The organism is Gemmatimonadaceae bacterium (assembly GCA_036504815.1).
Lineage (GTDB): Bacteria > Gemmatimonadota > Gemmatimonadetes > Gemmatimonadales > Gemmatimonadaceae > PNKL01.
The window spans coordinates 27,381-52,800 of the sequence record DASXUN010000008.1 but is presented as its reverse complement, the minus strand read 5'-3'; the positions used below and the strand labels follow the sequence as shown (position 1 = coordinate 52,800).

At 68.2% G+C, this 25,420-nt stretch carries 19 protein-coding genes and 2 tRNA genes; 8 read left to right on the top strand and 13 right to left on the bottom strand.

What is annotated here, in order from left to right; translation table 11 throughout:
- Positions 1–20 precede the first annotated feature (20 nt).
- The gene (locus tag VGJ96_03735; GenBank protein HEY3286213.1) at positions 21–2,276 is read left to right on the top strand and encodes a serine/threonine-protein kinase; all 2,256 of its coding nucleotides are present in this window, start codon (positions 21–23) and stop codon (positions 2,274–2,276) included.
- Positions 2,277–2,286: 10 nt separating this feature from the next.
- Here VGJ96_03735 and VGJ96_03730 read toward each other — a convergent pair whose 3' ends face one another.
- The 3 genes from VGJ96_03730 to VGJ96_03720 all read right to left on the bottom strand — a co-directional run bounded on the left by VGJ96_03730 (position 2,287) and on the right by VGJ96_03720 (position 5,834).
- A complete protein-coding gene (locus VGJ96_03730) occupies positions 2,287–5,040 on the bottom strand; it encodes a DUF5916 domain-containing protein (GenBank protein HEY3286212.1) in 2,754 nt (917 codons plus the stop codon).
- Between the two features lie 304 nt (positions 5,041–5,344).
- On the bottom strand, positions 5,345–5,536 hold the full coding sequence (locus tag VGJ96_03725; GenBank protein HEY3286211.1) for a hypothetical protein: 192 nt from the start codon (positions 5,534–5,536) through the stop codon (positions 5,345–5,347).
- Between the two features lie 225 nt (positions 5,537–5,761).
- A tRNA-Gln gene (locus tag VGJ96_03720) sits at positions 5,762–5,834 on the bottom strand.
- Positions 5,835–6,066: 232 nt separating this feature from the next.
- On the opposite strand from VGJ96_03720, the gene VGJ96_03715 reads away from it, so the two are divergent.
- Positions 6,067–7,539: an aminotransferase class V-fold PLP-dependent enzyme gene (locus VGJ96_03715; GenBank protein HEY3286210.1), complete on the top strand. Its 1,473-nt coding sequence runs from the start codon at positions 6,067–6,069 to the stop codon at positions 7,537–7,539.
- 67 nt (positions 7,540–7,606) lie between these two features.
- Positions 7,607–8,134 carry a putative metal-dependent hydrolase gene (locus tag VGJ96_03710; GenBank protein HEY3286209.1) on the top strand — a complete coding sequence of 176 codons (528 nt, stop codon included), beginning with the start codon at positions 7,607–7,609 and terminating at the stop codon, positions 8,132–8,134.
- A gap of 49 nt (positions 8,135–8,183) precedes the next feature.
- Here the strand turns inward: VGJ96_03710 and VGJ96_03705 are convergent, their stop codons facing one another.
- From VGJ96_03705 to VGJ96_03685, 5 genes are all read right to left on the bottom strand, one after another.
- Positions 8,184–9,296, bottom strand: coding sequence for a glycosyltransferase family 4 protein (locus VGJ96_03705; protein HEY3286208.1), 1,113 nt, complete (start codon positions 9,294–9,296; stop codon positions 8,184–8,186).
- Positions 9,293–10,006: a polysaccharide deacetylase family protein gene (locus VGJ96_03700; GenBank protein ID HEY3286207.1), complete on the bottom strand. Its 714-nt coding sequence runs from the start codon at positions 10,004–10,006 to the stop codon at positions 9,293–9,295. Before VGJ96_03700 ends, VGJ96_03705 begins: the two co-directional genes overlap by 4 nt.
- 260 nt (positions 10,007–10,266) lie before the next feature.
- Positions 10,267–10,339 (bottom strand) — tRNA-Ala (locus VGJ96_03695).
- 166 nt (positions 10,340–10,505) lie between these two features.
- Positions 10,506–10,838, bottom strand: coding sequence for a hypothetical protein (locus VGJ96_03690; protein HEY3286206.1), 333 nt, complete (start codon positions 10,836–10,838; stop codon positions 10,506–10,508).
- A 15-nt stretch (positions 10,839–10,853) separates the two neighbouring features.
- The gene (locus VGJ96_03685; protein HEY3286205.1) at positions 10,854–11,840 is read right to left on the bottom strand and encodes an ISNCY family transposase; all 987 of its coding nucleotides are present in this window, start codon (positions 11,838–11,840) and stop codon (positions 10,854–10,856) included.
- 268 nt (positions 11,841–12,108) lie between these two features.
- On the opposite strand from VGJ96_03685, the gene VGJ96_03680 reads away from it, so the two are divergent.
- From VGJ96_03680 to rnz, 3 genes are all read left to right on the top strand, one after another.
- The gene (locus VGJ96_03680) at positions 12,109–13,548 is read left to right on the top strand and encodes a deoxyribodipyrimidine photo-lyase (protein HEY3286204.1); all 1,440 of its coding nucleotides are present in this window, start codon (positions 12,109–12,111) and stop codon (positions 13,546–13,548) included.
- 173 nt (positions 13,549–13,721) lie between these two features.
- The gene (locus VGJ96_03675) at positions 13,722–14,687 is read left to right on the top strand and encodes a threonine/serine dehydratase (protein ID HEY3286203.1); all 966 of its coding nucleotides are present in this window, start codon (positions 13,722–13,724) and stop codon (positions 14,685–14,687) included.
- 95 nt (positions 14,688–14,782) lie between these two features.
- On the top strand, positions 14,783–15,718 hold the full coding sequence (gene rnz, locus VGJ96_03670) for a ribonuclease Z (protein ID HEY3286202.1): 936 nt from the start codon (positions 14,783–14,785) through the stop codon (positions 15,716–15,718).
- A 37-nt stretch (positions 15,719–15,755) separates the two neighbouring features.
- Here rnz and VGJ96_03665 read toward each other — a convergent pair whose 3' ends face one another.
- Together VGJ96_03665 and VGJ96_03660 are read right to left on the bottom strand one after the other, a co-directional pair.
- The gene (locus tag VGJ96_03665; protein HEY3286201.1) at positions 15,756–16,196 is read right to left on the bottom strand and encodes a DUF2203 domain-containing protein; all 441 of its coding nucleotides are present in this window, start codon (positions 16,194–16,196) and stop codon (positions 15,756–15,758) included.
- On the bottom strand, positions 16,193–17,401 hold the full coding sequence (locus tag VGJ96_03660) for a hypothetical protein (GenBank protein HEY3286200.1): 1,209 nt from the start codon (positions 17,399–17,401) through the stop codon (positions 16,193–16,195). Before VGJ96_03660 ends, VGJ96_03665 begins: the two co-directional genes overlap by 4 nt.
- Positions 17,402–17,463: 62 nt before the next feature.
- Here VGJ96_03660 and VGJ96_03655 point away from each other — a divergent pair, with 62 nt between their 5' ends.
- On the top strand, positions 17,464–18,621 hold the full coding sequence (locus VGJ96_03655) for a putative glycoside hydrolase (protein HEY3286199.1): 1,158 nt from the start codon (positions 17,464–17,466) through the stop codon (positions 18,619–18,621).
- A 68-nt stretch (positions 18,622–18,689) separates the two neighbouring features.
- Here the strand turns inward: VGJ96_03655 and VGJ96_03650 are convergent, their stop codons facing one another.
- The 3 genes from VGJ96_03650 to VGJ96_03640 form a co-directional block, all read right to left on the bottom strand.
- A complete protein-coding gene (locus tag VGJ96_03650) occupies positions 18,690–19,961 on the bottom strand; it encodes a cysteine desulfurase-like protein (protein HEY3286198.1) in 1,272 nt (423 codons plus the stop codon).
- A complete protein-coding gene (locus VGJ96_03645; GenBank protein ID HEY3286197.1) occupies positions 19,958–20,851 on the bottom strand; it encodes an NAD(P)-dependent oxidoreductase in 894 nt (297 codons plus the stop codon). Before VGJ96_03645 ends, VGJ96_03650 begins: the two co-directional genes overlap by 4 nt.
- 406 nt (positions 20,852–21,257) lie before the next feature.
- Entirely contained in the window at positions 21,258–23,810 is a 2,553-nt protein-coding gene (locus tag VGJ96_03640; protein ID HEY3286196.1) for a DUF5916 domain-containing protein, read from the bottom strand.
- Positions 23,811–23,971: 161 nt separating this feature from the next.
- Between VGJ96_03640 and mgtE the strand changes: the two genes are divergently transcribed.
- Positions 23,972–25,420, top strand: coding sequence for a magnesium transporter (gene mgtE, locus VGJ96_03635; GenBank protein HEY3286195.1), 1,449 nt, complete (start codon positions 23,972–23,974; stop codon positions 25,418–25,420).

The window sequence follows — 25,420 nt, the reverse complement described above, 5'->3', positions numbered from 1 at the left end:
GCCGTCCCGGGGACCTCGACATGGACGCGCCGCTGGAGAAGCTGCCGGAGCGCATCGGCCCGTATCGCGTGCTCCAGTTGCTGGGGCAGGGCGGCATGGGACTCGTGTATGAGGCCGAGGAAACCGGCCCCGTCCGCCGCCGCGTGGCGATCAAGGTGGTGCGGGCGGGGCTGAACTCGCGGCAGGTCATCGCGCGGTTCGACACCGAGCGCCAGGCGCTCGCCGTGATGAACCATCCGGGCATCGCGAAGGTGCTGCAGGCCGGCGAGACGGAGACCGGCGAGCCGTATTTCACGATGGAGCTCGTCCGCGGGCTCCCGATCACCGCCTACGCCGACACGCACCGCCTGTCGGTCGCGGATCGCATCCAGCTCTTCATCGAGGTGTGCCGCGCCGTGCAGCACGCCCACCAGAAGGGCGTCATCCACCGCGACCTGAAACCGTCCAATGTGCTCGTGACCGAGCAGGACGGACGGCCGCAGCCGAAAATCATCGACTTCGGCATCGCCAAGGCCACCGGCCGCGAGCTCACCGACGAGGCGGCGGTGACGATGGCCGGCGTGGCCGTCGGCACGGCGGCATACATGAGCCCCGAGCAGGCCAGCGCGCCGGCCACCGACATCGACACGCGCGCCGATGTCTACTCGCTCGGGGTGATGCTCTACGAGCTGCTCATCGGAGGCCTGCCGGTCGATCCCGCGGTGATGGGACCGCATGCCTTTCTCGTCAGCCTGACATCAGGACTCATCAATCCGCCGGCGCCCAGCGCCCGCCTCGGCTCGACGCCGGCCGATGGCACCGTCACGCACTGCCGACAAACCGACCTGCCACGCCTCAAGCGCGAGCTGCGGGGCGACCTCGACTGGATCGTGCTGAAAGCCATCAGCCTGGATCGCACCCGGCGCTATGACTCCGCCAACAGCCTGGCCGACGACCTGCAGCGTCATCTCGCCAACCAGCCGGTGATCGCGCGCCCGCCCAGTGCGCGCTATCGGCTCTCCAAGTTCGTGCGCCGGCACCGCGTGGGCGTCGCCGCCGGCGCCGTCGTCGCACTGGCAGTCGTGGGCGGCGCCGTCCTTTCGACGGTGGGCTTCGTGACCGCGCGCCGCGCCGAACGGCTCGCCGCGCAGGAGGCCGAAGCGGCCCAGCAGGTCACCACCTTTCTCACGGAGCTCTTCCGCGTCAACGACCCCGGCCTTTCGCGCGGCGACACCCTGACGGCCCGCGAGCTGCTCGCGCGCGGCGCCGACAGCGTCGAACGCAAGCTGGCGGGGCAGCCTGCCCTGCAATCCCGCCTGATGCAAACGCTTGGCACGGTGCACCAGCAGATGGGGATGTCCGATCAGGCACGGGTGCTCTTCCGGCAGGCCGTGCAGATTCGCGAGAAGGCCTACGGGCCCAACGACACCCTCGTCGCCGAATCGCTGAACGGACTCGGCGATGCGGCACGCTCCAAGGGCGACCTCGCGCTGGCGGACAGCGCGTACCTCCGCGCGCTCGCCATCCGCGAGGCGGCGTTCGGCCCCGCGAGCAAGGAAGTGGCGTCGACCCTCGCGTCCCTCGCCGTGCTGCGCACGCGTCAGGGCAAGCTCGCGCAGGCCGAATCGCTCTATCATCGCGTCCTCCCCATCGACGAGCGGCTGCGGCCTCCGTCCGACCAGTCCCTGCTCCGGCGCCGCAGCGGCCTGGCCAACGTCTACTTCGCGCAGGGCCGGCTGGCGGAGGCGGAGTCGATCTTTCTCCAGGTGCTGGCCGTCCAGAGGCGGGCGCTGGGCGAAGATCACTACGACGTCGGCAGCACGCTCAACAACCTGGGTGGAACGTACTACCAGCTGAAACGATACGACGACGCGTTGCGCAGTTATGAGGCGGCGCGGCCGATCTTCGAACGATCGCTCGGGCCGGCGCACCCCAACGTCTTCGGCCTCTACAACAACATGGGCGAGGTCTACTGGAAGCTGAAGCAGTATGACCAGGCGGAGCGGCTGCTGCGGCAGTCGCTCGCCGCGAAGGAGAAGTACCTGGCGCCGGGACACGCCAGCATTGCCACGACGCTGCACGCCTTGGCCGGCACGCTCCGCGATGAGGGCCGCCTCGGCGAGGCGGAGCCGCTCTACCGTCGCGCCCTGGAGATCCGCGAGAAGACTGCCGGCACGAATCCCCGTTGGATCATCGAGACCCTGCACGACTACGCCGAACTGCGGCGGCGCGCCGGCCGACTGGCTGAGGCGGCCAAGCTCGACGCACGCGCGGCACAGCTGCAGCGCGCCAACTAGGGCGCATCCGCTACCGGCCGAGCCAGTAGTTCACCTTGACCAGGAAGACGTTCTCCGCCGGATCGCGCCAGAGCGCCGACTGGTCCCGCCCGAAGTCGAGCGTTCCGTCGTTGCTGAAACCCGCGCGCTGCTGCGTCCACGCAAAGTAGATCGTCGATCCCGGGCGATATTCCCAGCGCAGCACCGCGGTGCCGCGCAACGAGCGCGCCGTGAAGTTCGGGTCGCCAAAGCTGAACGCGGCCGCCGGCCCCGCACCGTCGGGATCGACCGTGTAGGCGCCCGTCGTCGCGTTGCGCGTCAGCGTCCCGATGTCATGTCCGTAGTCGAGCATGTGCAGCGTCCTCGGCGCCGCAAACTCACGGAACCGTTGATAGTCGCCGCTCGCGATGAACGGCTGCACGTACAGCTGCAGCGTCAGGTCGGGGGTGAACGTCCAGTTGACGCGCGTCTCCAGTGACACGGTCTGCGTGCGAATGAAGGCGAAGACGTAGCGCTTGCCGCCGAATGCGGTGGCGGCGGGGTCGTTCACCGTCGTCACGTACTGCGTCGCGCCCTCGGACATCTCGTAGGATGGCGCCAGCTGCACGTACAGGCTTGGCATCGGCTTGAGTGCGATGCCCGGCTGCAGTTGCCGCATGTGGGTGCCGTCGTGCAACCCCTGGGCATAGCGCGTCGTCAGGTCGAACACCGCCAGGCGCCGCGGGTCCGTGGACAGCTGCAGGTGCACGAAGTCGTAGCCCTCGTGCATCGTCACCGGACCGCCACGCGTCTGCCGGTCGTCGTCCACGGTCGCGTTGTGAATGACGAAGGAGCGGATGCGCCAATAGTTCGGCAGTTCCATCCCGTAGTAGGCGGTCAGGTCCTGGAAGGTGCGAAGGCCGTCCCAGTTGAACTCCTGGTTCATGCCGGTGGAGATCCAGATGTTCCGGTACCACGATGTCGGCTTCACCCACTGCCGCACGAGGTTGCCGTTCATCCACCGGTATCCCGTGCGGCTGACGAACGATGCGTCATTGGTCTCGAAGCCCGGACTGCGCCAGCTCTGCGCCAGCTCCCACAGCCAGTTGCCGTTCTCCTTGGCCACGCGCGTGTACAGTCCCCAGCCGCGCATGGCGGTGGCCGTGGTGTCGTAGCGCGCGCCGAAGAAGCCGCCGTCGATCACGCGGCGGTCCGGCCGCTGGTAGTAGTGCACACTCGAACGCTGCGTGGCTGCCATCGCCGCGGCACTGCCCGCGACGTCAGACGCCACCACCGTTCCCATCCAACGGTAGGTGCGGTTGCTCCACGTGTGCCGCCAATCCAGGCCGGCCACCGTCGCGCGGGTGCGCAGGCTCGCCGCGGCCACCGGATCGTCATCGACGCGCCGCAGCGTCGACGTGAGGATGCCGCCGACCGAGCTGGCGCCATCGTGCAGGTCCTTCTTCACGCGACCGACGAAGTAGTTCGCCATCGGCTCCACCAGCTGGTGCGTGGTCGCAGTCGCATTCGGCCGTACGTACCGGGCCGTCTCGCGGTCGGTGAACGCGTCGAGCAACCCGATGGAGTAGCCGTTGCTCGTGCGACCCGTCACCTTGGCCGCGCCGAGGATTGACGTGTTGCTGGGGACATCGGCGAAGGCTGCCCTGCCCTTCACGTACCCGGCGAGCTGCGGCGGACGTCCGACGCGACGCGAGTAGAAGGCCCCAAGCCCGGAGACGTTGTCACAGAAGTAGCAGCTCATCCCGCCAAAGCTGAACGCGCTGCTCCCCGACACGAAGAACGGACGCCTCTCGTCGTAGTACGTCTCCGACGCCGACAGGTTGAGCACCGACGGATCCACTTCCACCTGGCCGAAGTCGGGATTGATCGTCGCGTCGAGAGTCAGGTTGGTGGTCAGCAGGTACTTGATGTCGCCGCCAACGCTCGCCTGCTTGTCGGATCCCGACTGGTAGGGATCGCCGGCAACGGATGGCTTGAACACGCCACGCGCCACCGTATACGGCATCAGCTCCAGCTTTCGCGGCTGCGGGCCGACGGTAATGCCCTCGAGATGCCCGTAGAACGTCGGGCCGCTGGCCTCGTTCAGCCGCCGGAACGACCACATGTCACGCTCGTTCAGCCGGTCGATGTACCGAAAGATCTGCATCCCCCACCGCTGCGCCGAGTCGCGCGAGAAGCGCAGCTGCGAATACGGAATGCGCAGCTCGGCCGTCCACCCCCCGTCGTCGATGCGCGTGGCGGCCTCCCACACCGGATCCCACGAATTGTCGCCGTTGTAGGCCTCGCCGCGAACGCCGGCGGGGTTGATCTCAAACAGCACCTGATCGAGATGATTGTGAAACGGATCGAGGACGATGAGGAGCTTGTCCGAGGTCAGCGAATTGAAAGCGCCATTGTTGCCGTTGCCGTCGAGCAGTTGATCGCGGCGGGCGCGTGGCGCCCGGACCCCGGCGCGCCCCTGCGGGTCGGCCAGCCGCGCCCCGATGTACAACGCGCGGTCGTCGAACAGGAACCGGATTTCCGTGTGCAGGGACGCCGTCGCGCCCTCGTTCGGCTGCCGTTGCCGCAGTTCGGTGATCGGTGTGGCCGCGGCCCACGCCGCTTCGTCGAGTCGGCCGTCGATGACCACCGGCGAGGAGCGGCGCACCGCGGCCGCGCGCGGCGGTTCGCCCGTGGGCATCCCGGCAGCGGGCGCCTGCGCGCCGAGTGTCCCCGCCAGCGAACAGGCGAGGAACGCGGCCAGCGTCGTGCGAGCAACGGCCGGATGGACGGCAGAGTGAGTCATCGAGCTTCGCCTGTCGGGAGTGGGAGCGGCACCTGGTGCGAACGACCTCTTCATCGTTCGACACCACCCACCCTACGAAAGGTTTGGAGCTTTGGTGACGAGCCGGCGGTCGACCGCCAACACCGCCACCACCGCTGCCGCCGACTCACGCGAGAGTATGGTGGCGGCGCAGCGTGGCGGGATGACTGCTCTCAACGCTCCCGCCGGGACTACCTCGCGCAGGCGGCGCGCCGCGGCACCGGCGAGCGCAAGGTACAGCACCGCGTGCGGGCGCGGTTTCGATCGTCAGTATCAGCGCAACGCGTCAGTCGACGTCCACGCCCGGTTCGAGCTCGGCGCCACCACTGCCGGCGCTGCCGAACTTCGGACTCGTAATCCACCCCGTCGTGGTGCGGGGCGGATTCGGACGTCGCTTGTCCGGCGCGTCTGGTTCGGGACTGTCGCGCTTTGGCTCCGTCGAGGAGGTCGCGGTAGCCTTTGGTTTGCGCAGCTTCATACGCCCTCCGATTGCGGGATTCGGAGCCGCGTTGCGCGCGTAGCTGGGGAGGTCGCAGAACTCGGCCGTGCGCGCCGTGCCCCATTTCAGCATACGCCTTTCTGGGCGGCCAAGCCAACGTCGCCTTGCCCCGGAATTGCGCCCGGTATCCGAAGTAGAACGGCAACGAGAAAGGCACCTTCCGAAGAAGGTGCCTTTCTCGTTGTGGGATAACGACTTCTGGAGTTGCCCCTCCAGGGCTCGAACCTGGACTCTTCTGATCCAGAGTCAGACGTGTTGCCAGTTACACCAAGGGGCAGAACAGTTCCCGTTTTCCGGGAGACACGAATTATACCCGGCTGGGGGGGGCAATCAACCCCTTGAGGAGGAACGGGGAGGAGGGTGGAGGCGCAGCGAGGGGGGACGAGTGCAGGAGCGGGAGGCCTCCCGTCCCCCCTCGCCCACCCCATCACTCGTCCCCTAGCCTCTACCTCCTCCCCGTTCCGCCTCTCGTCCCCCCTTATAGTTCATTTCTCCTCCACACGTCTCGCATGTCCAATCTCGAATCCCACTTCGAGCCCTTCCGCCGCCATACCATCGGCCACGACCAGCGGTTCACTTCACCGTACGGTGAGCACCGCATCGTCTACGCCGACTGGACCGCCAGCGGGCGCCTGTATCGCCCCATCGAGGAGCGCCTGCGCGATCGTTTCGGCCCGTTCGTGGGCAACACCCACAGCGAGTCGTCGGTGACGGGTTCGGCGATGACGCTCGCCTATCACGAGGCGCACGACATCCTCAAGCGCCACGTCAATGCCTCGCCCGACGACCTGATCCTCACCGTCGGCGCCGGGATGACCGCCGCGGTCAATAAGCTGCAGCGCATCCTCGGCCTCAAGGCACCCGAAGGACTGCGCAAGTATGTCACGCTGCACGAGCACGAACGCCCGGTGGTCTTCGTCACGCACCTGGAGCACCACTCCAATCACACGTCGTGGTACGAGACGATCGCCGACGTCGTGGTGGTGCCGCCCGATGACGCGGGCGTGGTCTCGCTCGCGGCGCTCGAGGCGCAGCTGCACCAGTACCGCGACCGCCCCGTGAAGATCGGCGCCTTCAGCGCCTGCTCGAATGTGACCGGCATCTTCACGCCGTATCACGCGATGGCGCGCCTGATGCACCGCGCCGGCGGCGTTGCCCTCATCGACTTCGCGGCCTCGGCGCCGTATGTGGACGTCGACATGCATCCGGCCGATGACCCGGAGGGCTTCCTCGACGCGGTGCTCTTCTCACCGCACAAGTTCCTCGGCGGGCCGGGCGCGGCAGGCGTGATCATCTTCAATCGCGCGCTCTACCGGAACACGGTGCCGGATGAGGCGGGTGGCGGAACCGTCGCCTGGACCAACCCGTGGGGCGAGTACGCCTTCCTCGACGACATCCAGGCGCGCGAAGACGCCGGCACGCCGGGCTTCCTGCAGGCCATCAAGAGCGCCCTGGCGGTGCAGCTCAAGGACGAGATGACCGTCGCGGCGATGCAGGCCCGCGAGCACGTGATCGCACCGTATGCGATGGATCGGCTCGCGGCGATCCCGCGCGTGCACGTGCTCGCCCAGGGCGTGCGGCAGCGCCTGGCCATGCTCTCGTTCTGGGTGGAAGGCGTGCACTACAACCTGATGGTCCGCCTGCTCAACGACCGGTTCGGCGTGCAGGCGCGCGGCGGCTGCTCCTGCGCCGGGACCTACGGGCACTATCTGCTGCACGTCGACCCGTCACGTTCCAAGTCGATCACGGATCGCATCGACCAGGGCGACCTGTCCGACAAGCCCGGCTGGGTGCGCCTGAGCTTTCACCCCAGCACCACGATGCATGACATCGACCACGCCATCGACGCGGTCGCCGAGTGCGTGCGGAATGTGGAACGATGGTCTGGTGACTATATCTATTCACGCACCACCAACGAATACGCGCACAAGGACGGCGACGCAGCCCTGAAGGCGCGCGTGCACGAATGGTTCACGCTGTAGCGACTGTCTCCCTCCTCGTTCCTGCCCTCGTCCCCCGTCCCTTCGCCTCTACCTCCTCCTCGTTCCGATGTCCGATCTCCGTTATCCTATCGGCAAGTTCGACTCCGCCGCTCCCGTCACGCCGCAGTCGCGCAACGACGCCATCTGGCACCTCGCCCAGCTTCCCGAGAAGCTGCGCGACGCGCTGGAGGCGCTGTCGGATGCCCAGCTCGACACGCCCTATCGCCCCGACGGATGGACTGTCCGCCAGCTCGTGCATCATCTGGCCGACTCGCACCTCAACGCGGTGACGCGCGTCCGGCTGGCGCTCACCGAGGACAACCCGACCATCAAGCCCTACCTCGAGAAGGCGTGGGCTGAGTTGCCTGATTCGCAGACGCTGGCCATCGAGCCTTCGCTGCAGATTCTCGACGGCGTGCACGCGCGCTGGGTCGCGTTGCTGCGGTCGCTCGCCCCGGCCGATTTCGCGCGGACGGTGGTGCATCCTGAGCACGGCCGCACCATGTCCATCGATTTTCTCACGGCGCTGTACGCGTGGCATTGCCTGCATCACGTCGCGCACATCACCGCGCTGCGTGATCGCGAGGGGTGGTAGCAGCGAAAAAGGCCGCACCGTACGGTGCGGCCTTCGTTGCGCCTTGCCGTCAGGTCGAAGTGGTCAGCAGGAAGGCGGCAACGGTGGCAAGATCGTAGGCGTCCGCCATCTTCTCCAGCGAAAAGTCCGCCATGGCGCGCGCCCGCGCGCCCGCCCGCAGGATGGCCGCCAGCGCCGGATCGGCCAGGACGCTGTGGATGGCCCTCGCCATCGCCCCGGCATCCTCCGCGTCCACGAGCAGGCCGGCGTCGCCCGACTCGCCGACCACCTCACGCACTCCGCCCGATCGCACACCGACCACGGGTGCGCCGCACGCCATGGCCTCCAGCACGCTCAACCCGAACGTCTCGACGGCGCAGGCGTGCGCCACCACCGAGGCGGCGTTGTACGCGCCGAGCAGTTCCGCGCGCGGGAGGAGTCCCAGAAACCGCACCGGCACATCGAGCAGCTCCGCCTGGCGTTCGAGCGAGGGTCGTAGCGGCCCTTCGCCGCACAGAACGAGCAGGGGCCGTTCGGGAACCTGACGCACCGCATCGACGATCATCGCGGTGCGCTTCTCGCTCGTCAGCGCCCCGACGGCGAGCACGAAGGGCCGGTTGCCAAGCGCATGGCGTTCGCGGAAGTCGCGTCCCGCCGCGCTGTCTGGACGGAATCCCCGCAGGCAGACCCCCTCGGGAATCACGCGGTGATTCGGACGGGCCATCCACGGCGCCGCCTGATAGACCCGATGCGCCATCTCGTGCGTCAGGAAGATCGTCTGTCGCACGAAGAACCGGTACGCGATGCGGGTCAGCAGGTCGCTCGCCGGACGCGCCCCATGCGCGTTGTAGCGGTCAACCAACGCCACCTTCGTTCCGGCCGTCGCGAGCAGGCCGAGCCGCAGGTCGCGCGGACGGTCGACCACCAGCACTTCGGCGCGGAACAGGCGCAGCGCGCGGCGCAGTTGCAGCGCGGTCTTCGGGTTCGTCGAGCGCAGGTTGAGCTCCACCACATCAATCCCGGCCGCCCGCAATGGACCGGTCACCGCGGGATGGCCCGTGAAGACCTGCACCTTGGCGCTGCGGTCGCGCAGCCCCTCGGCGAGATGCTGGTAGGACACGGCGGATCCGCGAAAGGAATCCGCCGAGGTGATGAAGGCCACGCGAAGGCCGTGGTACGTCATTCGGACCGGAACCGCAGTCGCAGGAGATCCCAGCGCACGCGCCACGTCGAGTCGAGGTACGTCACTGGAATCCGGTGTAGCGCCATGATGTCGGTGCTCGGTCGGTTGAGTCGACGCCGGATACCGACGCCACAGGTGTAGCCGGCTTCCAGCGCGAGACGACGCACCGCCTCGTTGTGCTGCGCCCAGGGATAGCAGATCGTGCGCACCGGCTCCTGCAGCAATGCCTCGAGCGCCTCGCGGGAGGCGCGCAACTCCTCGAGCGCCAGCGCGGCGGGCGCCGCCGTCAGGCGCGAGTGATGCATCGTATGCGAGCCAAACGCGAAGCCGTCGGCATGCAGTTCGCGGATCTCCTCGGCCGACAGCAGTGGCTCCTGCTTCTCCTCGGCGTCCCAGCGATTGGTCTGCCCGAGATGGCCAGGCACGACGAAGATCGTGGCGCGGAATCCGTGCTTCTTCATGATCGGCAGCGCAATCTCCGCGTTGGAACGGTAGCCGTCGTCAAAGGTCAGAATGATCGGCTTGGGCGGCAGCGTCGCCTCGCCGTGCCGGTGCGCGACATACTGTTCGAAGCGAATGCTCACGTACCCGGCGCTCCGCAGCCAACCCAGGAGCGCGTCGAACTGCTCCGGACGCACGTAGTTGCGCGGGAACTGCGAGTCTGGAGGGACCGGCGCGATCTTGTGAAAAACCAAGATGGGAAGCTTCAACCGCAAGACTCTCAGTGAGTTAGACGAGGAGCACGTACTGCCATTCGCTCGTTGGTGCTTGGCCCTTAACGACGGTCAAGACTGAGCGTCAAACTCAAATTCACCCATTCGGCCGGGTAGTCAAGTGTTTACGACGATAAAGAACCTAAGAAAGGCCGCACCCTTGGGTGCGGCCTTCGTATGAAGTGGCCACGCTCGCCGTCATTGGAACTCTACGTCCTACCGAACGGCGGCGGGCACATCGGTTGTCTTCGTGCGAATGGAGCTGAGGGGGATCGAACCCCTGACCTCTGCAGTGCGATTGCAGCGCTCTCCCAGCTGAGCTACAGCCCCAATACGATCCAGGGCGACGCTCGTCACTGCTTCCGGTCGCACCCGGGTCTGAAACGAACGGCCCCACCAGAGGCGGGGCCCCACAGACAGATTGAATTGTAGTCCGTTTCGGGGCAAAGTCAACCGCTTGTCAACGACCAGTAGAAGTGTCCCCAGTGTTACGCCATTAGAACTGTCCCCTCGTGGCGGCGTGCTTGTCCGCCACGGATTGCAGGTACCATTTGTGCAGGGTTTTCCGCCACGGATGGTCGGCCCGTGGCCGCCGCGCCTCGGCGGCTTCCGCCGGTGAGCGGCGAGGCCGCAGGGCGGCCGGGCGCGGCGGCGCCTCGTGCCACGCGCACGTCCGGTCACCCGCCCCCGTGCGATGGATGATGCGCACGACGCCGTTCGCGGCCTCCTGCACGAGGATGCGCGTGCCGTCCGGCACCCGACGGCGCACACTGCGCTCCAGTTGCAGCTCGCGGCCGAGGTACCGGATCACGCCATCGCGGCCCACCACGCGCTGGGTCTCCGCCTAGCCGAGCGCGTCGAAGGCCGTCGCCGTGAGCGGCGGGCGATGAACGTCGGTGGGCGCGGCCGGCGGGACGGCGAAGCGCGCGTTATGCTGCGGCGTGTAGCGGGCGAGAAACGCATTGCCGTCCGCGAGCGTCGCAATGCCCACGCGACGCATCTTCTTGATCAGCCGATCCTGGTGCGTGCCATGCGCCCGCTCCACGCGCCCTTTGGCCTGCGGTGAGCCCGCCGTGATCAGCTGGATCCCGAGCGCCGCACAGAGGTGCCCGAACCGCGACCCGAGGTCGCGCCCATGGCTCAGGGTCCGTTCGGCGTCGGGAATGCCGCGATACACGCCCGCGCCGTCGAGGTAGATCGCCCGCGGCACCCCGTGCGTCAGCACCCACTGCCGCAGGATCGCCACGGCCGCATCGGCGGTCTCGCCCGGCGCGAAGCGCTGCATCGTGCGTCCCGTCGCATCATCGACCATCTCCAGCAGACAGCACACGGGGCCGCGGTCCTCGAACCACGCGTGCGGGCTGCCATCGAGCTGCACCAGCTCGCCGAAATGCGCCGCGCGCGGCCGGCGCACCCTGGGCACGCCGAGCGCGCGCCGCCGCGTCCACAGCCCCGCCGCCTGCATCCAGCGCCGCAGCGTCGTCACGGCCACCGGACACCCCAACTCGCCGGCCACCTGCTCCGCGGCCAACGTCGGGCCAAACCGCTGCCCGGGCCCGGGGGCGGCCGGGCCACTCAACTCCGCCGCGACAAACGCCAGCATCGCCGATCGCGCGGCCGGGTCCCACGCGCGATTCGACGCGCGCCCGACGAGCCGGTGCTGCAACGCGCCGGCGCCGCCCGCGCGAAACCGCTGTCGCAGGCGCTTCGCCTGCCGGTAACTCACGCCCATCAGCGTCGCCGCCTCCGTGAGACGCAGGGCCCCGGCCACCACCTGCGCCACGATCCGTGCCCGCTCCAACTCTCGTGTCGACATCCCCGTGCGCCCCATCCCGGCCTCCTCGCGAGGCCTCGAATCTGGGGGACACTTCTACTGGTCGCACCACGGGGACATTATCCGTGGCGTGCAACACCGCTGCGCCCGTTGTTCACCCGTAAGTGCCTTCGCCACAACATCCTGTAACAGGCGCGTCACGGAACGCCAGCGCGGCCTGAGGCGTTCATCTTCACGTAGGCCGCGCCGCGGCAGGGATGCGTCCTGCGCCATCCTCGTTGCGCCCGGCGCCACCGGTAGCGCGCCTTCTCCTCCCCGAGCACTCGTGTCGTCCGCCCTTAGCTCCGCCTTCGTCCGTGAGCAGCTCGCGCTTCGTACGCGCGGCATGAACACGCGTCCCGAACGCCGAAGCGGTGAATACGTGCTGTACTGGATGCAGTCCACGCACCGGTTCGAGGACAACTGGGCGTTGCGATGCGCCGTGCGCGAGGCGGACCGGCTTGGGTTGCCAGTGATCATCCACCAGGGGCTCGACCCGACGTACGAGCACGCCAACGACCGCATTCACTCGTTCATCCTGCACAACGCGCGCGAACTCGCGCAGCGGGCCACGAAACTCGGGCTGCGCTACCAGTTCGTCCTGCGCCGCCGTCGCGGCGGCGACCGGCGCGTGGTGGACCGTCTGGCGGCGCGCGCCGCGCTCGTGGTGACCGACGACTTCCCCACGGCCGGCATCGCCGAGCGGACCCAGCGCTTCGCCGCGCGCGTTGATTGCCGTGTCGTCGCGGTCGAATCGCACGCCATCGTCCCGGCGGCGCTCTTCGTGAAGGAGGAGTACGCGGCGCGCACGCTGCGCCCCAAGGTGATGGCGCACCTCTCTCACGCCCTCGCGCCGGTCAGCAACGCGCCCCCTCGCGTCGAGGCGTCCGACACGTTGTGGGCCTCGCTCGAGGTGGACCGCCTGGACGTTGCCGGCGACCTCGCGGCGGAGATCGCCCGCTGCGACATCGACCACACGGTGCCACCGGCCCCGCTGCCGAGCGGGCGTCGCGCCGCACTCGCCCGATTGAAGGCATTCTGCAGCACCGCGCTCCCCGACTACGACACGCGCCGCCGTGAACCGGCGGATCCCGACGGCTCGTCGCGGCTTTCGCCGTACCTGCATTTCGGCCAGATCAGCGCCGCCGAGGTGGCGCGCGCCGCGCTGGCCGCGGTGGGACAGGCGAAAGCCGACTCCTTCCTCGACGAACTCGTCACCTGGCGCGAACTCGCGCTCAACTTCACCCTCCGCAACCCGAACTTCCGCACATTGTCAGCGCTGCCGGAGTGGGTGCATCGCACGATGGCGTCGCACGCGGGCGACCAACGCGAGGCCGTGTACTCGCTACAGCAGCTCGAGAACGCCGCCACACATCACCCGCTCTGGAACGCCGCGCAGCGTGAACTGCGGGAGACGGGCGTCATCCACAACGTGATGCGGATGTATTGGGGCAAGTCGGTGCTCGCCTGGTCGGCGACGTACGCGGATGCGATGCAGCACCTGATCCACCTGAACGACAAGTGGGCACTGGATGGGCGCGATCCGTCGAGCTACGGCGGCATCCAGTGGTGCTTCGGCAAGTTCGATCGGCCGTGGGGCGAGCGCCCGGTCTGGGGGACGATTCGCTCAATGTCGCTCGAGCGGGCCTATAAGAAGTTCGACGCGAGTGCGTATGAGCGAAGGTGGAATGGAGGAGATCTGGAACTGTTCGCGGCCGACGAGTGATGGCGGAGGGCAGAAGGCGGATGGCGGATGGCGGAGGGCGGAGGGCGGAAAGGACACCAGACAACCGTGGACGCGACTCGGCCGATCGCCCATCTTCCACGATCCGCCATCCACCATCGGCCATCGGCCATCTGCCATCGGCCATCTGCCATCGGCCCTCTGCCATCGCTAAAGTGCCACGCCTCCTTCCCTCCGCTTCCGAGATCGACGAAGCCGCTGCCCGCCTGCGCGGCGTCGCCGTGCGCACGCCCCTGCGCCGGTCGGAGGCGCTCTCGTCGCTCGCCGAGGGCGACGTCTACCTGAAGCTCGAGTCGGAACAGATCACCGGCTCCTTCAAGGTGCGCGGCGCATACAACGCCCTCTCCCTCCTCACGCTCGACGAACGCGCGCGCGGCATCGTGGCGTCGAGCGCCGGCAATCACGGCCTCGGGGTCGCGGAAGCGGCGCAGCGGCTCGGCATCGAGGCCACCATCTTCGTGCCGTCCAACGCGCCCGCGGTGAAGAAGGAAGGGATCGCAAAGCGCGGCGCCCGCGTGCTCGACGAGGCCTTCGATTACGACGACGCCATGGTGCGGGCGCGCGCGCACGCCGCGGAAACAGGGAAGACCTTCGTGCACCCCTGTCTTGGCGTCCCGCTGCTCGCCGGCCAGGGCACGGTGGCCACCGAGGTGCTCGAGCAACTCCCCGCCGTGCAGACGATGCTGGTCTGCGTCGGCGGCGGCGGCCTGCTGGGCGGCATGGGCGCCTACGTGCTGAGCATGGCGCCGCACGTGCACGTCGTGGGCGTGCAGAGCGAGCGCACCAACGCGATGTCGCTCGCCATCGAGGCGGGGCACGTGGTGGAAATCGAGAACCTGCCGACGCTCGCCGACGGACTCGCCGGCCAGATCGACGACGATGCGCTGGCCATCGGGCAGGCCACGCTCGAGTCCATCATGACGGTGACGGAAGACGAGATCGCGAGCGCGATCGCCTGGCTCTGGCTCGCCGAGGGAATCCGGGCGGAGGGGTCGGGCGCCGTCTGCGTCGCCGCGCTCCGCAGCGGCCGCCTGCGGCACCTGGCCACGCCTATCGTCGCCATCGTGAGCGGCGGCAACATCGACGAGACGCGCCTGCAAGGCATCCTCGCGAAGGCGTAGCCGCTTCGCTCGCGACGAACGAATCGCGCCGGAGTCGATTACCTTAGGCGGTAGCCATCCGCCATCTGCCATCCGCCCTCTGCCATCCCCGTCCGTTGAGCCTCAGCGTCACTTTCCTCGGCACCTCTGCCTCGCGCCCCACCGTGGAGCGCGGGGTTTCGTCGCTGGCGATCGTCCGCGAAGGTGAGACGATCCTGGTCGACTGTGGCGAGGGGACGCAGCGGCAGATGATGCGATACGCGGTCGGCTTCACGTTCGGCGACCTCTTCTTCACGCACTTCCACACCGATCACGTCATCGGCGCCGTGGGACTGATGCGCACCCTTTCGCTGCAGGGCCGCACGGAGCCGCTGCGCGTCTGGGGACCACGCGGTCTCGCCGGACTGATGAAGCGGGCCGATGCGTTCGGCGGCGAGCGGCTCACCTATCCGGTGGAGATCACCGAGGTGACGCCGGGCGAGCCGGTGAAGCGCAAGGACTACGCCATGGTGCCGTACGCCGTGGACCATCGCGGCGTCACCGCGGTGGGATATGCGCTGGTGGAGGAAATCCGGAGGGGGCGCTTCAACCCGGACCTCGCGCGCTCGCTCGGCATTCCCGAGGGGCCGTTGTGGGGACGGATTCACAAGGGCGAGGCGATCACGCTCGACGATGGACGCGTCATCGAGCCGTCGGTGCTCGTGGGTCCGACGCGTGCCGGACGCCGCGTCGTGATCACCGGCGACACGCGTCCCTGTGGCGCCACCATCGACATCGCGCAGGGGGCCGATCTCCTGATCCACGAGAGCACCTTCGGCGATGAAGAAGCGGAGCGCGCGGTGGAGACGGGGCACAGCACGGCGCGCGAGGCGGCGCAGGTGGCGTTCGCGGCCGGCGTGAAACAGCTCGCCCTGACGCACTTCTCGGCGCGGTACTCGCGCGATCCGTCCGATCTCGAGCGCGAGGCCCGTGAAGTCTTCCCGCGCGTGGCCATCGCGCGTGACGGCATGGAGATCAACGTGCCGTTCGTCGACGAGGACGCCGGCGCGTAGCGCGGGCGCCGGGGTGGCACGCCGGGCGACCGCCGGTTCAGCCGAGTGTGGCGATGGCGTCGAGGGGAATGGGCTGGCGGCTGCTGAAGCCGGCGTCACGCTCGTGCCAGTGGGTCACCGCGCGCTCGCCCAGCATCCAGCAGAAGTAGACTTCTCGGCCGTCGAGCGTGCCCGGAAAATCCACCAGGCCGACGTCGAGCGCCTTGACCGCGATCCCCAGTTCCCCGAGTTCGCGCACACATCCCTCGATCTCCGCGGCCAGCCGCTGCGTCTCGCGCTGCCAGCGTTCGGACTCCGCGTTGTCGAGCACGTTGTCGTGGCTGGTCAGCTCGACGTGCCGCACCGCCTCTTCCCAGTGCCGCACCTGATTCACGAGGTCGGTCACGATGCGCCGCACGAGCGGCAGGGCCCGATTGGCGTTTGCCGCAGTGTACGGCAGCGCCACCTTGAGCGCCGGCGCGGAACGCGGCGTCTTCACAGCGCCTCGGCGCGACCGCTGCTGGTGGTGCGTTTCACGCGTCGCGGCTCGGACCGGCGGTTGGACGCCGGAAGCACGAGCGGCCGGCCGCGCAGCCGCGGCGCCTGGACGATGCGCGTCTGCTCCGAGTAGAGCGCGGCCTCGTCGAAGGCGCGCGTGAGCGCCCGGCGCCCCTCGCGCGAGAGCGCCGGCGCGTCGAGCCAGAAGACGCGGCGCACCGGCCCTCGCACCACGCCAATCGGCCACTCACGCTCGCCATCGCGAATGGCCAGCGTCGCGCGTTCACCGCTCGCGGTGTCGTTGCGGGCCACCAGCTCGAAATGCTCGCGGGGCCAGCGCAGGAGCGGCGCCGCGCCCAGCGGCAGTTCGTCGCGCACGGCGCGCCACCAGGGCGGCTCCACGACACTCTGCGGCGGGAGGGGAATGGTGACACCGCCGGCTCCGCCTCCGGAGCCGGGGACCGTGAACTGCACCTGGGGCACCCGATTCTGCGCGGCGATCGCGAAGCTCCCGGCATTGAACTCGAAATGCTGGATCGCCGACCGGGCCGCTGTGCCGCGTGAGCCCGCGGCCAGGAGCAGCGAGTCCCGGGCGTTGCGCCACGCCGATTCGGCGATCGGCACGATGCGCGCTTCCTCGGCGTCGCCGAACAAGTCACGCACCGATTTCTCCTCGCCCGTGCGCAGGTCGATGACCCCGCCGTGCGCCGCGTGACGGCTGGAGCCGCCGCGAATGTCGATGTCGGTCAGGTGCTCGAATGAGGCGTATGGACCGTGCAGGTCGAGCAGGTGCAGCTCGGCCATGGCGGAGGTGCGCGGATTCTGCGCGCCTTCCTCGTCGGCGGCGAGCGGGCGCTCGTTCGGATGCTCGACGGCGAATCGCTCGGCCATGTCGGCCACCTCGCCGTCGGAGAGAAGCTGCGTCGAATCGCCGCTGATCAGGTCACGACGGTACAGGCGCTGGCCGACGAAGATCGCATCGTAGAAGGAGCGGTCGTCGTCGGCGACGTACAGTTCGTGGAAGCGGCCGGCGTCACGCGCGAGCACGATGGGGGCGCCGCGCATGCGGATGCCGCGCGCGTCCGACGTGACCCAGAAGGTCGAGTCGACGTTCGCCACCAGGAACTCGGTGTGCGGAGGCGGCCCCTGCGGCGCGCGGGAGCAGGCGGCGATCAGGATCAGCGGGAGGAGGCGGCGCGAAGGCACGACGCAATATAGCAGGCCCAGGGGGTCGCTCGGTGCGCCGGCGGCCGTTTAGCTTGCACGTCATGCGCCATCGCCTCCCCGCTCTGCTGTTCCTCGTGATCACCGCCACGGCGTCCATCGCGGCGCAGCCAAGCGTCGCCGCCCCCACGCGCGCCCCGAGTGCCACGCCGGCGCTCGCGGCCCCCGCGCGGCTGCTCGAGGCGCCGATCGTCCGCGGGCTGTACGTCAACCGGTTCGCTGCCCAGAGCCCGAAGCGCATGCGCCAGCTCATCGCGCTGGCCGATGCGACAGAGATCAACGCCTTCGTCATCGACATCAAGGACGAGTTCGGACTCAACTACGCCTCAGCGGACCCCGTCATTCAGCGCAACGCGGGAAATGCCGGCACGATTCGCGACCTGCGGCCTCTGCTCGACACGCTAAAGGCGCACAAGATCCTCGCCATCGCACGTATCGTGGTCTTCAAGGATTCCGTCACGGCACGCGTCAATCCACAATGGACCATTCGCACGGCCGCGGGCGGCGCGTGGCGCGATAAGCAGGGGCTCACGTGGGTGAACCCCTATCACCGCGAACTCTGGGACTACAACGTCCGCATCGCGGAAGAGGTGGTGAAGCTAGGTTTTGGCGAAATCCAATTCGACTACATACGTTTTCCAGAACCATATAAGTCGTTACCAAGACAGGTCTTTCCAAGCGCAAACGGATCTGACAAAGCCACCGCGCTCGCGGAGTTCCTGGGGTTTGCGAAAGGGCGCATCAGCAAGCTCGGTGTCCGCACGACGGCGGACGTCTTCGGCCTTGTCACGTCGCTCGCCCGGCCGTTGGAGATCGGCCAACACTGGGAGACGCTGTCGCCGCGCGCAGATGTGATGCTGCCGATGGTCTATCCGTCGCACTATCCTCGCGGCGCCTTCGGCGTGGCCCGCCCCAACGCCGATCCGTACCGGATCGTGTTTGCCGCCATCAGTCGGGCGCGAGAGCGCGATGAGAAGCTCGGCATTCGAAACGGCGAGCACGTGCGCGCCTGGCTGCAGGCATTCTCGCTTGGGCAGCCGCCGTACGGCGCCGCGGAACTGCGCGCGCAGAAGCAGGCGGTCTACGATGCCGGATACGATGGATGGGTACTCTGGCATCCCGGCTCGAAATACGAGCTCTTCGCGGGGGCGCTCGACCGTGAACTCGTGAGCCGCAAGAAGGCGCCGCCCCCAGCGAAATAGAACCGTGATCGGACGTGCGAAGGGCGCGAGGTCACTCTCCTCGCGCCCTTCATCACGTGCGGTAGCGGTTACGCTCGTGCGAGCGCGGCGACGCCGGCCAGCAGCCGATCGACTTCGGCCTCATTCGTGTAGCACGAGCAGCCCGCACGAATCATTCCGTCCGGCTGCAGGCCAAGCCGTTCCACCACCGTGGAGGCGTAGTAGTCGCCGTGCGACACGAAGACGCCCCGCGTGGCCAGGCGGCGCGCCGCATCGTCCGGCGTGACGCCCGCGATGGTGAACGAGACGGTCGGCGTGCGCGGACGCCCCGGCGGCGGCCCATGGCGCGTGACGCCCGTGATGGCGCCCAATCCGTCCCACAGTCGAGCGAACAACTGCTCGCCACGCGCATGCAGCGCGGTCATGGCACTGACCACCTGCTCGCGTGGTGTCGCTCCGCTCCCGATCGACGCGAGGAACTGCACGGCCGCGCCGGCGCCGACGATGCCTTCGTGGTTCTGCGTCCCCGTCTCGAGGCGTTCCGGCACGGTATCGGGGGCGGGCTGCAGCTTCGGCACGTCGAGCGCCGCGAGGCGGGTGGCCTTGCCGTACATCACGCCGATGTGCGGACCGTAGAACTTGTAGGCCGAGCAGGCCAGGAAGTCGCAGTCGAACGCGCGCACGTCGACCACGCCGTGCGGCGTGTAGTGCACCGCGTCCACGAAGCAGAGCGCCCCGGCCGCGTGCGCGAGCCGCGCCGCCGCGGTCACGTTGGGCATCGTGCCAAGCGCGTTCGACCCGGCACCGATCGCGAGCAGTTTCGTGCGCGGCGTGATGAGCCGCTCGAGCGCCGGCCAGTCGAGTTCGTACGTCTCGAGGTTGATCGGCGCCACCTTGATGGTGATGCCCCGTTCCCGCTCGATCGCGCGCCACGGCGCCTGATTGGCGTGGTGGTCGAGCTCGGTGATGATCACCTCGTCGCCGGGCCCCCATCCGCGGCCGAGGGCGCGCGCCAGATGGAAGGTCAGGGTCGTCATGTTGGCGCCAAACGCGATCTCGTTCGCGGACGCGTTCAGCAGCGCCGCCAGCGACGCGCGCGCATCGGCGATGGCGGCGTCGGTCTCCTCGCTGGTCGGATACGTCCAGTGCGTGTTGGCGTTGTGGTGGTACAGGTAGTCGCTGATCGCCTCCACCACGCGTCGCGGCACCTGCGTGCCGCCGGGTCCGTCGAAGTACGCAATGGCCTGCCCGCCATGCAGACGTTCCAGCGCGGGGAACTGCGCGCGGATTGCCTCGACGGAGGCAATCCCCTTCCCTTGCACCCCACTGTGCCCGTGCCCTTGCACCACTGGCGCCGTCATGAGATTTCCCCCCCAGCCATCTGTTCGAGGTACTTCACCGCTTCCACGTGGTCCGCCTCTTCACCGAGCGCCTTGTGCGCCGCGCGGAACAGTTCGGCGGTCATCTGGATGAGCGGCGACGGCACTTTCTCGTCGCGCGCCACCTGGGCGGCGATCATCACGTCCTTGTCGAGCAGCGCCAGCCGGAAGGTGCGCGGGAAGGCGCGGGTGAGAACCCGTTCGGGAAAAAGGTTCATCGACGAGTTCGACCGCCCGCTCGAGGCGTTGATCACGTCGAGCGCCACGTCGGGCTTCACGCCGGCGCGCGAGAGCGCCAGCAGCCCTTCCGCCGCCGACCAGATGTGCACGGCCAGCATCGCGTTGTTCACCGCCTTGAGCGCATCCCCGGCACCGACCTTCCCGCAGTGCACGATCTTCTCGCCCATCGCCTTGAGCACGGGCATCGCGCGTTCGAGATCCGCCGCCGCGCCGCCCACCATGATGGTCAGCTTGCCCTTCTCCGCCCCGATCACGCCGCCCGAGACGGGCGCGTCGATGAACGCGATGCCATGCTCCGCGAGCCGGGCGGCGATGCGCTGCGACGTCGCCGGGTCCCCCGACGTGCAGTCGATGAGCAGCGTGCCCTTCGCCATGCCCGCCAGCAGGCCGTCGGGTCCGTCGAGCAACCCCTCCACATCGCGCGAGACGGGCAGACAGGTGACGACGAACGACGCGCCGCGCACCGCGTCGGTCGGCGTCGCAGCCACGCGCGCCGGATGCGCCTCGGCGAACGCCTGCGCCTTGGCGGGTGTGCGGTTCCAGACCGCGAGGCTGAACCCGGGAATCGCCAGATGGCGCGCCATCGGCGTGCCAATGGCGCCGAGGCCGAGGAAGGCAATGTTGATTGACATGGGAGGGGAGGAGCGAGAGCGGGGTGCGGAGGCTTCGTGCGGAGGGACGGGTGGCGTGCGGCGAGCGGGGCCGTCCACGCGTCGTGCCTCAATATCGCGCACGCGACGGAAAAACGAAAACGCCGCCTCGAGAGGCGACGTTTTCGTCCTTAGGAGAATCCGAGCGACCGACAGGGGGCGAGCCGGCCCCCCACCAGCGCCGACTGACCACACCCATCGGCCGCCCGTCAAATAGTTAGTACGCGGTGCGCACGAAAAGGTTTCCCCATCACGAGAGACAACTGAGAGACAACAGAAAGACAACAGAGAAACAACAGATGTTTGGGGGAGTCCGAGATCCATCCATACTTCTGTTGTCTTTCTGTTGTCTTTCTGTTGTCTCTCTGTTGTTTGTCTGTTGTCTCTCTTATAGCGCAAACCAGTATGCGGCTTTGACTAGCAGCGTATTGTCCGGCCGTGCCCGGAACAGATCACGCAGGTCGCGGCCCGCCTCGAACGATCCGGAATTCCGGCCATCCTGCTGGCGTCCCTGTGACCAGACGAAGAAGAGCGTCGACCCCGGCCGGTATTCCCAGCGCACGACGGTGTTCGACCGGAATTCCTTGAAATTGAATCCCTCCAGTGCGGCGCCCGTGCCGTACGCCCGGTAGCGGCCGGCGTAACGTGGCGCCGCGGGATCGTCGAGCTCGCGCAGGTTCGAATACGATCCCGTCGCCACGAAGGGCGATGCATAGAGTTGAAGGCTCAGTGTGCGCGTGGCCGTGATGTCGAGTCGGGTCGTCAGCGACGCCACGTGCTGGTCGAGCCGGGCGAACGTGTAGTGCGTCTTGCCCGTCGCGTCCGACTCCTTGCCGTACCACTGCGCGTCGTTGACGCTGTGCGTGAACGACAAACCCATCCGCGCCTGCAGCCGGCTGGCGACGCGGATCGCCACCTCCGGATCGAACCCGGCCATCCAGCTTCCCGACGCGTCCTTCATCTGGCCGCGCGTGAAGAACATCGGCTGCACCTTCCACCGGCGGTCGCCCTCCATGCCGAACCACCCGGAGCGGTTGTAGACCTGGCGCACCGACGGGCCGCCGCGGGAGACGCGATCATCGAACGAATTCCCGACGGAGTTCAGGTTTCCACCGATGTGTCCCCACCACTGATTCGCGAACTCGACGTGCGCATTGATGTTCCCGCCGAGTTCGAGCATCTGGCCACCGGTATTCCACAGCGTCCACTGGTTGAAGTTCACCCGCGCGCTCCGATACCACGACGTTGGCTTGAGGTACGCCACCTGGAACCACGTGGAGTACGACTGCTGGTCGGCGCGCGCGAGGAAGCCGACGTCATTGACCTCGAAACCAGGCGTCGTCCGCTGGTATCCCGTGAAGAAACGCGTCTTCCCGCCCCCCTGCTTCTCAAGCGCGAGCTGCATGGTGGCGCCACTCATGGACGTCGCCGACGGATCGTAGCCGAGATCCGCGCCCGGACGCTGGAAATTGTGGACGCCGTTGCGCTGCACGAGGTCGATCGCGGCCGCGCTGCCATCGACGCGGCTCCCCGCAAGGTAGCCGGTGACCTGATAGTGGTTATGCGCGAACCGATGGCGGAAATCCACGCCCACGGCGCGCGCACCTTGCCGCAGGTAGTCGGTCGACCACTCATCGAGCTGACGGTCGGTGGACGTGATCATCAGCCCGAGGCCCGAGTTCCCCTGCCTCAGGTCCCTCTGCAGGCGGACGACGCCGTAGTTCGCCGCGGGCTCGATGGTGCGGCCGCCGGTCCCCACCTCGCGCTGCGTCATCGCGTCCAGCACGCCGATGGACAGCCCGTTCGCCAGTCGCCCGGTGAGCTTGGCGGCGCCGAGGATGGTCGTGTTCAGCGGATTGCTGGCGTCGTAGTAGGTGCCGCCGAGCTGCGGCGAACGACCGATGCGGCGCGAGTAGAAGAGGCCGCTGCACTGGCCGTCATTGCAGTTGAGGTCATAGCGGAAGATCCCCTGTCCCTCGAGGAAGAAGGGGCGCCGCTCCTGGTAGAACTGCTCGAACGCGGTGAGGTTGAGGACCGACGGATCGGCTTCGACCTGGCCGAAGTCGGGATTGATGGTCGCATCGAGCGTCAGGTTGGACGTCAGGCCGTACTTCACGTCGGCGCCCATCGACCCCGCCTGCTGCCGGCCGAAGCGGCCGGCGCCTTCCGGATGTGACAGGTCCTTGGCGAGCGTGTACGGCGTCGCCTCAAGCCGGCGCGGCGCGGCGATGCGATCGAGGCCGCGCAGTTCGCCGAACTGCGACACCATCCCCGGCTGGTTGCGGCGATACAGCGGCCACGACAACCGCTCGTTGGTGCGTCCGACATCGCGCCAGATGGCGAGCCCGAACGTGTGGCGGTCGGCGCGCGCAAAGCGGAGCTGGCTGAACGGAATGCGGTACTCGGCGGTCCACGCATCCTTCTCGATGCGGGTCGCCACCGACCAGACGGCGTCCCACGACACGTCCTCGTTGCCGTCGTTGCTCATGTACACGTCGCGCTGCACGCCGGCGGGATTGACCGTGAACCGGTATCCCGTGCGCCGGTCGTGATACGAGTCGATCATCAGGTGCAGCCAGTCCGATTGCGTGCGCACGTCGCGCCGCGCGAGCAGCGCGACCAGCGAATCGGGGCGCGGATCGAAGGCGCGGACGAAGACGTACAGGTAGCGGTCGTCGTACGTGACCTTCGCTTCGGTGCGGAAGGCGCGCGGGTCGCCGTTCTCGATGGGGTCGAACTGGCGGAACGAATCGATGATTTGCGCGTCACGCCAGGCGGCGTCATCGTCGCGGCCGTCAATCACGACGGCGCGCTCGGCACGCGTTGCCTCGGCGACGGTGGGCGACGCCCGGCGCGCCGGCGCATCGGCCGGCCTCGCGGCAGCCGGCGCCGTGTTGCTGGCGACCGCGACCTGCATTGCCAGCAGGAGTGTGGAGAGCATGGTGAATGGCCTCTGCAGCAGGGGGGCACGGCAGACGTACGACGAGCGGCTGTCGAAGTTTCGACAGCAGAACCGCGCAAAGGGTTGCAGGGGGTGCGTCTCGGCCGGTACTTTGCCGCCACGTCGCCGAACTCTCGCGATCCCGAGCCCGGACGGGTCCCATGACGCCACAACCGAAGCCCGACCAAAAGGATCTCGCGGCGCTGCTCGCCCCCGACATCCTTGAGCTGCTCCATTCCTCCCCCGATGTGATCGGCGCGGAGACAGCGGAGCTGCACCCGGCGGACCTCGCCGACGTGGCCGAGCACCTGCCGCGCCACGCGTTGCCGGCTTTCCTGGCCGCGCTCCCATCCGATCGCGCGGCCGACCTGCTCGAGTACCTCGACGACGACCTGCGCGCTGAGCTCCTCGAGGAGATGAGCACGGAGCAGGCGGCGCCGCTCGTCGCGCAGATGGACCCCGACGAGCGGGCCGACGTTCTCGAAGACGTCGACGAGGAAACGGCCGACGACATTCTCGAGGCGATCCCCGAGGCCACGCGCCTCGAGACCGAGCGCCTGCTCGAGTACCCGCCGGATAGCGCCGGCGGCCTGATGACGACCGAGGTCGTCTCCGTGCTCGACTCGGACACCGTGGAGACGGCGCTCGGCCAGGTGCGCGCCATCGCCCGTGGCGGGCGGCGCGAGGCGATGAATACCATCTACGCCGTCAATGCCGACGGCGCGCTCACCGGCGTGATGTCGCTGCGCGAACTGCTGGCGGCGGCCGAGGGCGCGCGCATTCACGAGGTCGCGTGGACCGAGGTGCAGCGCGTCATCGGCACCGCCGACCGCGAGGAGGTGGCGCGGGTCACGTCGGAGTACGACCTCGTGGCCGTGCCGGTGGTGGACGAGCGGGGCCGCCTGCTCGGCGCCGTCACCGTGGACGACGTCATTGATGCGATCGAGGAAGAGCAGACGGAGGACGTGCAGAAGCTGGGCGGCATGGAAGCCCTCGATGACCCGTACATGCAGACCGGCTTCATCGCGCTGCTGAAGAAGCGGGCCGGCTGGCTGGCGGTGCTCTTCATCGGCGAGATGTTCACGGCAAGCGCCATGGGCTACTTCGAGAGCGAACTGCAGCGGGCGTCGGTGCTGATGCTCTTCGTGCCGCTCATCATCAGTTCCGGCGGCAACTCCGGGTCGCAGGCCACGTCCCTCATCATCCGCTCGCTCGCCCTGGGCGAGGCGACGCTCTCCGACTGGTGGCGCGTCGCGATCCGCGAACTCTCCTCGGGGCTGTCGCTCGGCGGCATCCTGGGCGCCATCGGCGCCCTGCGCGTGCTGCTCTGGCAGTTCCTCAGCGAGAGGGGCTTCCACATCGGCAGCCTGATGATCGGCTACGATTACGGGCCCAGCTACATCCTCATTGCCATCACCGTGGCGATGACGCTCGTCGGCGTGGTGACCTTTGGAACGCTCGCCGGCTCGATGCTGCCGTTCCTGCTGCGACGCATCGGCTTCGATCCCGCCAGCGCGTCGGCGCCGTTCGTCGCGACGCTCGTCGACGTGACCGGCCTCATCATCTACTTCACCGTCGCGCTGCTCATTCTTCGCGGCACGCTGCTCTGA

Coding starts and splice junctions, on each gene's coding strand:
- VGJ96_03645 (HEY3286197.1), bottom strand. CDS start 20,851: ATGTCAATCAACATTGCCTTCCTCGGCCTCGGCGCCATTGGCACGCCG.
- VGJ96_03735 (HEY3286213.1), top strand. CDS start 21: ATGGACGCGCCGCTGGAGAAGCTGCCGGAGCGCATCGGCCCGTATCGC.
- VGJ96_03730 (HEY3286212.1), bottom strand. CDS start 5,040: ATGACTCACTCTGCCGTCCATCCGGCCGTTGCTCGCACGACGCTGGCC.
- VGJ96_03655 (HEY3286199.1), top strand. CDS start 17,464: ATGCGCCATCGCCTCCCCGCTCTGCTGTTCCTCGTGATCACCGCCACG.
- mgtE (HEY3286195.1), top strand. CDS start 23,972: ATGACGCCACAACCGAAGCCCGACCAAAAGGATCTCGCGGCGCTGCTC.
- VGJ96_03685 (HEY3286205.1), bottom strand. CDS start 11,840: ATGGGGCGCACGGGGATGTCGACACGAGAGTTGGAGCGGGCACGGATC.
- VGJ96_03725 (HEY3286211.1), bottom strand. CDS start 5,536: ATGAAGCTGCGCAAACCAAAGGCTACCGCGACCTCCTCGACGGAGCCA.
- VGJ96_03715 (HEY3286210.1), top strand. CDS start 6,067: ATGTCCAATCTCGAATCCCACTTCGAGCCCTTCCGCCGCCATACCATC.
- VGJ96_03705 (HEY3286208.1), bottom strand. CDS start 9,296: ATGACGTACCACGGCCTTCGCGTGGCCTTCATCACCTCGGCGGATTCC.
- VGJ96_03650 (HEY3286198.1), bottom strand. CDS start 19,961: ATGACGGCGCCAGTGGTGCAAGGGCACGGGCACAGTGGGGTGCAAGGG.
- VGJ96_03710 (HEY3286209.1), top strand. CDS start 7,607: ATGTCCGATCTCCGTTATCCTATCGGCAAGTTCGACTCCGCCGCTCCC.
- VGJ96_03640 (HEY3286196.1), bottom strand. CDS start 23,810: ATGCTCTCCACACTCCTGCTGGCAATGCAGGTCGCGGTCGCCAGCAAC.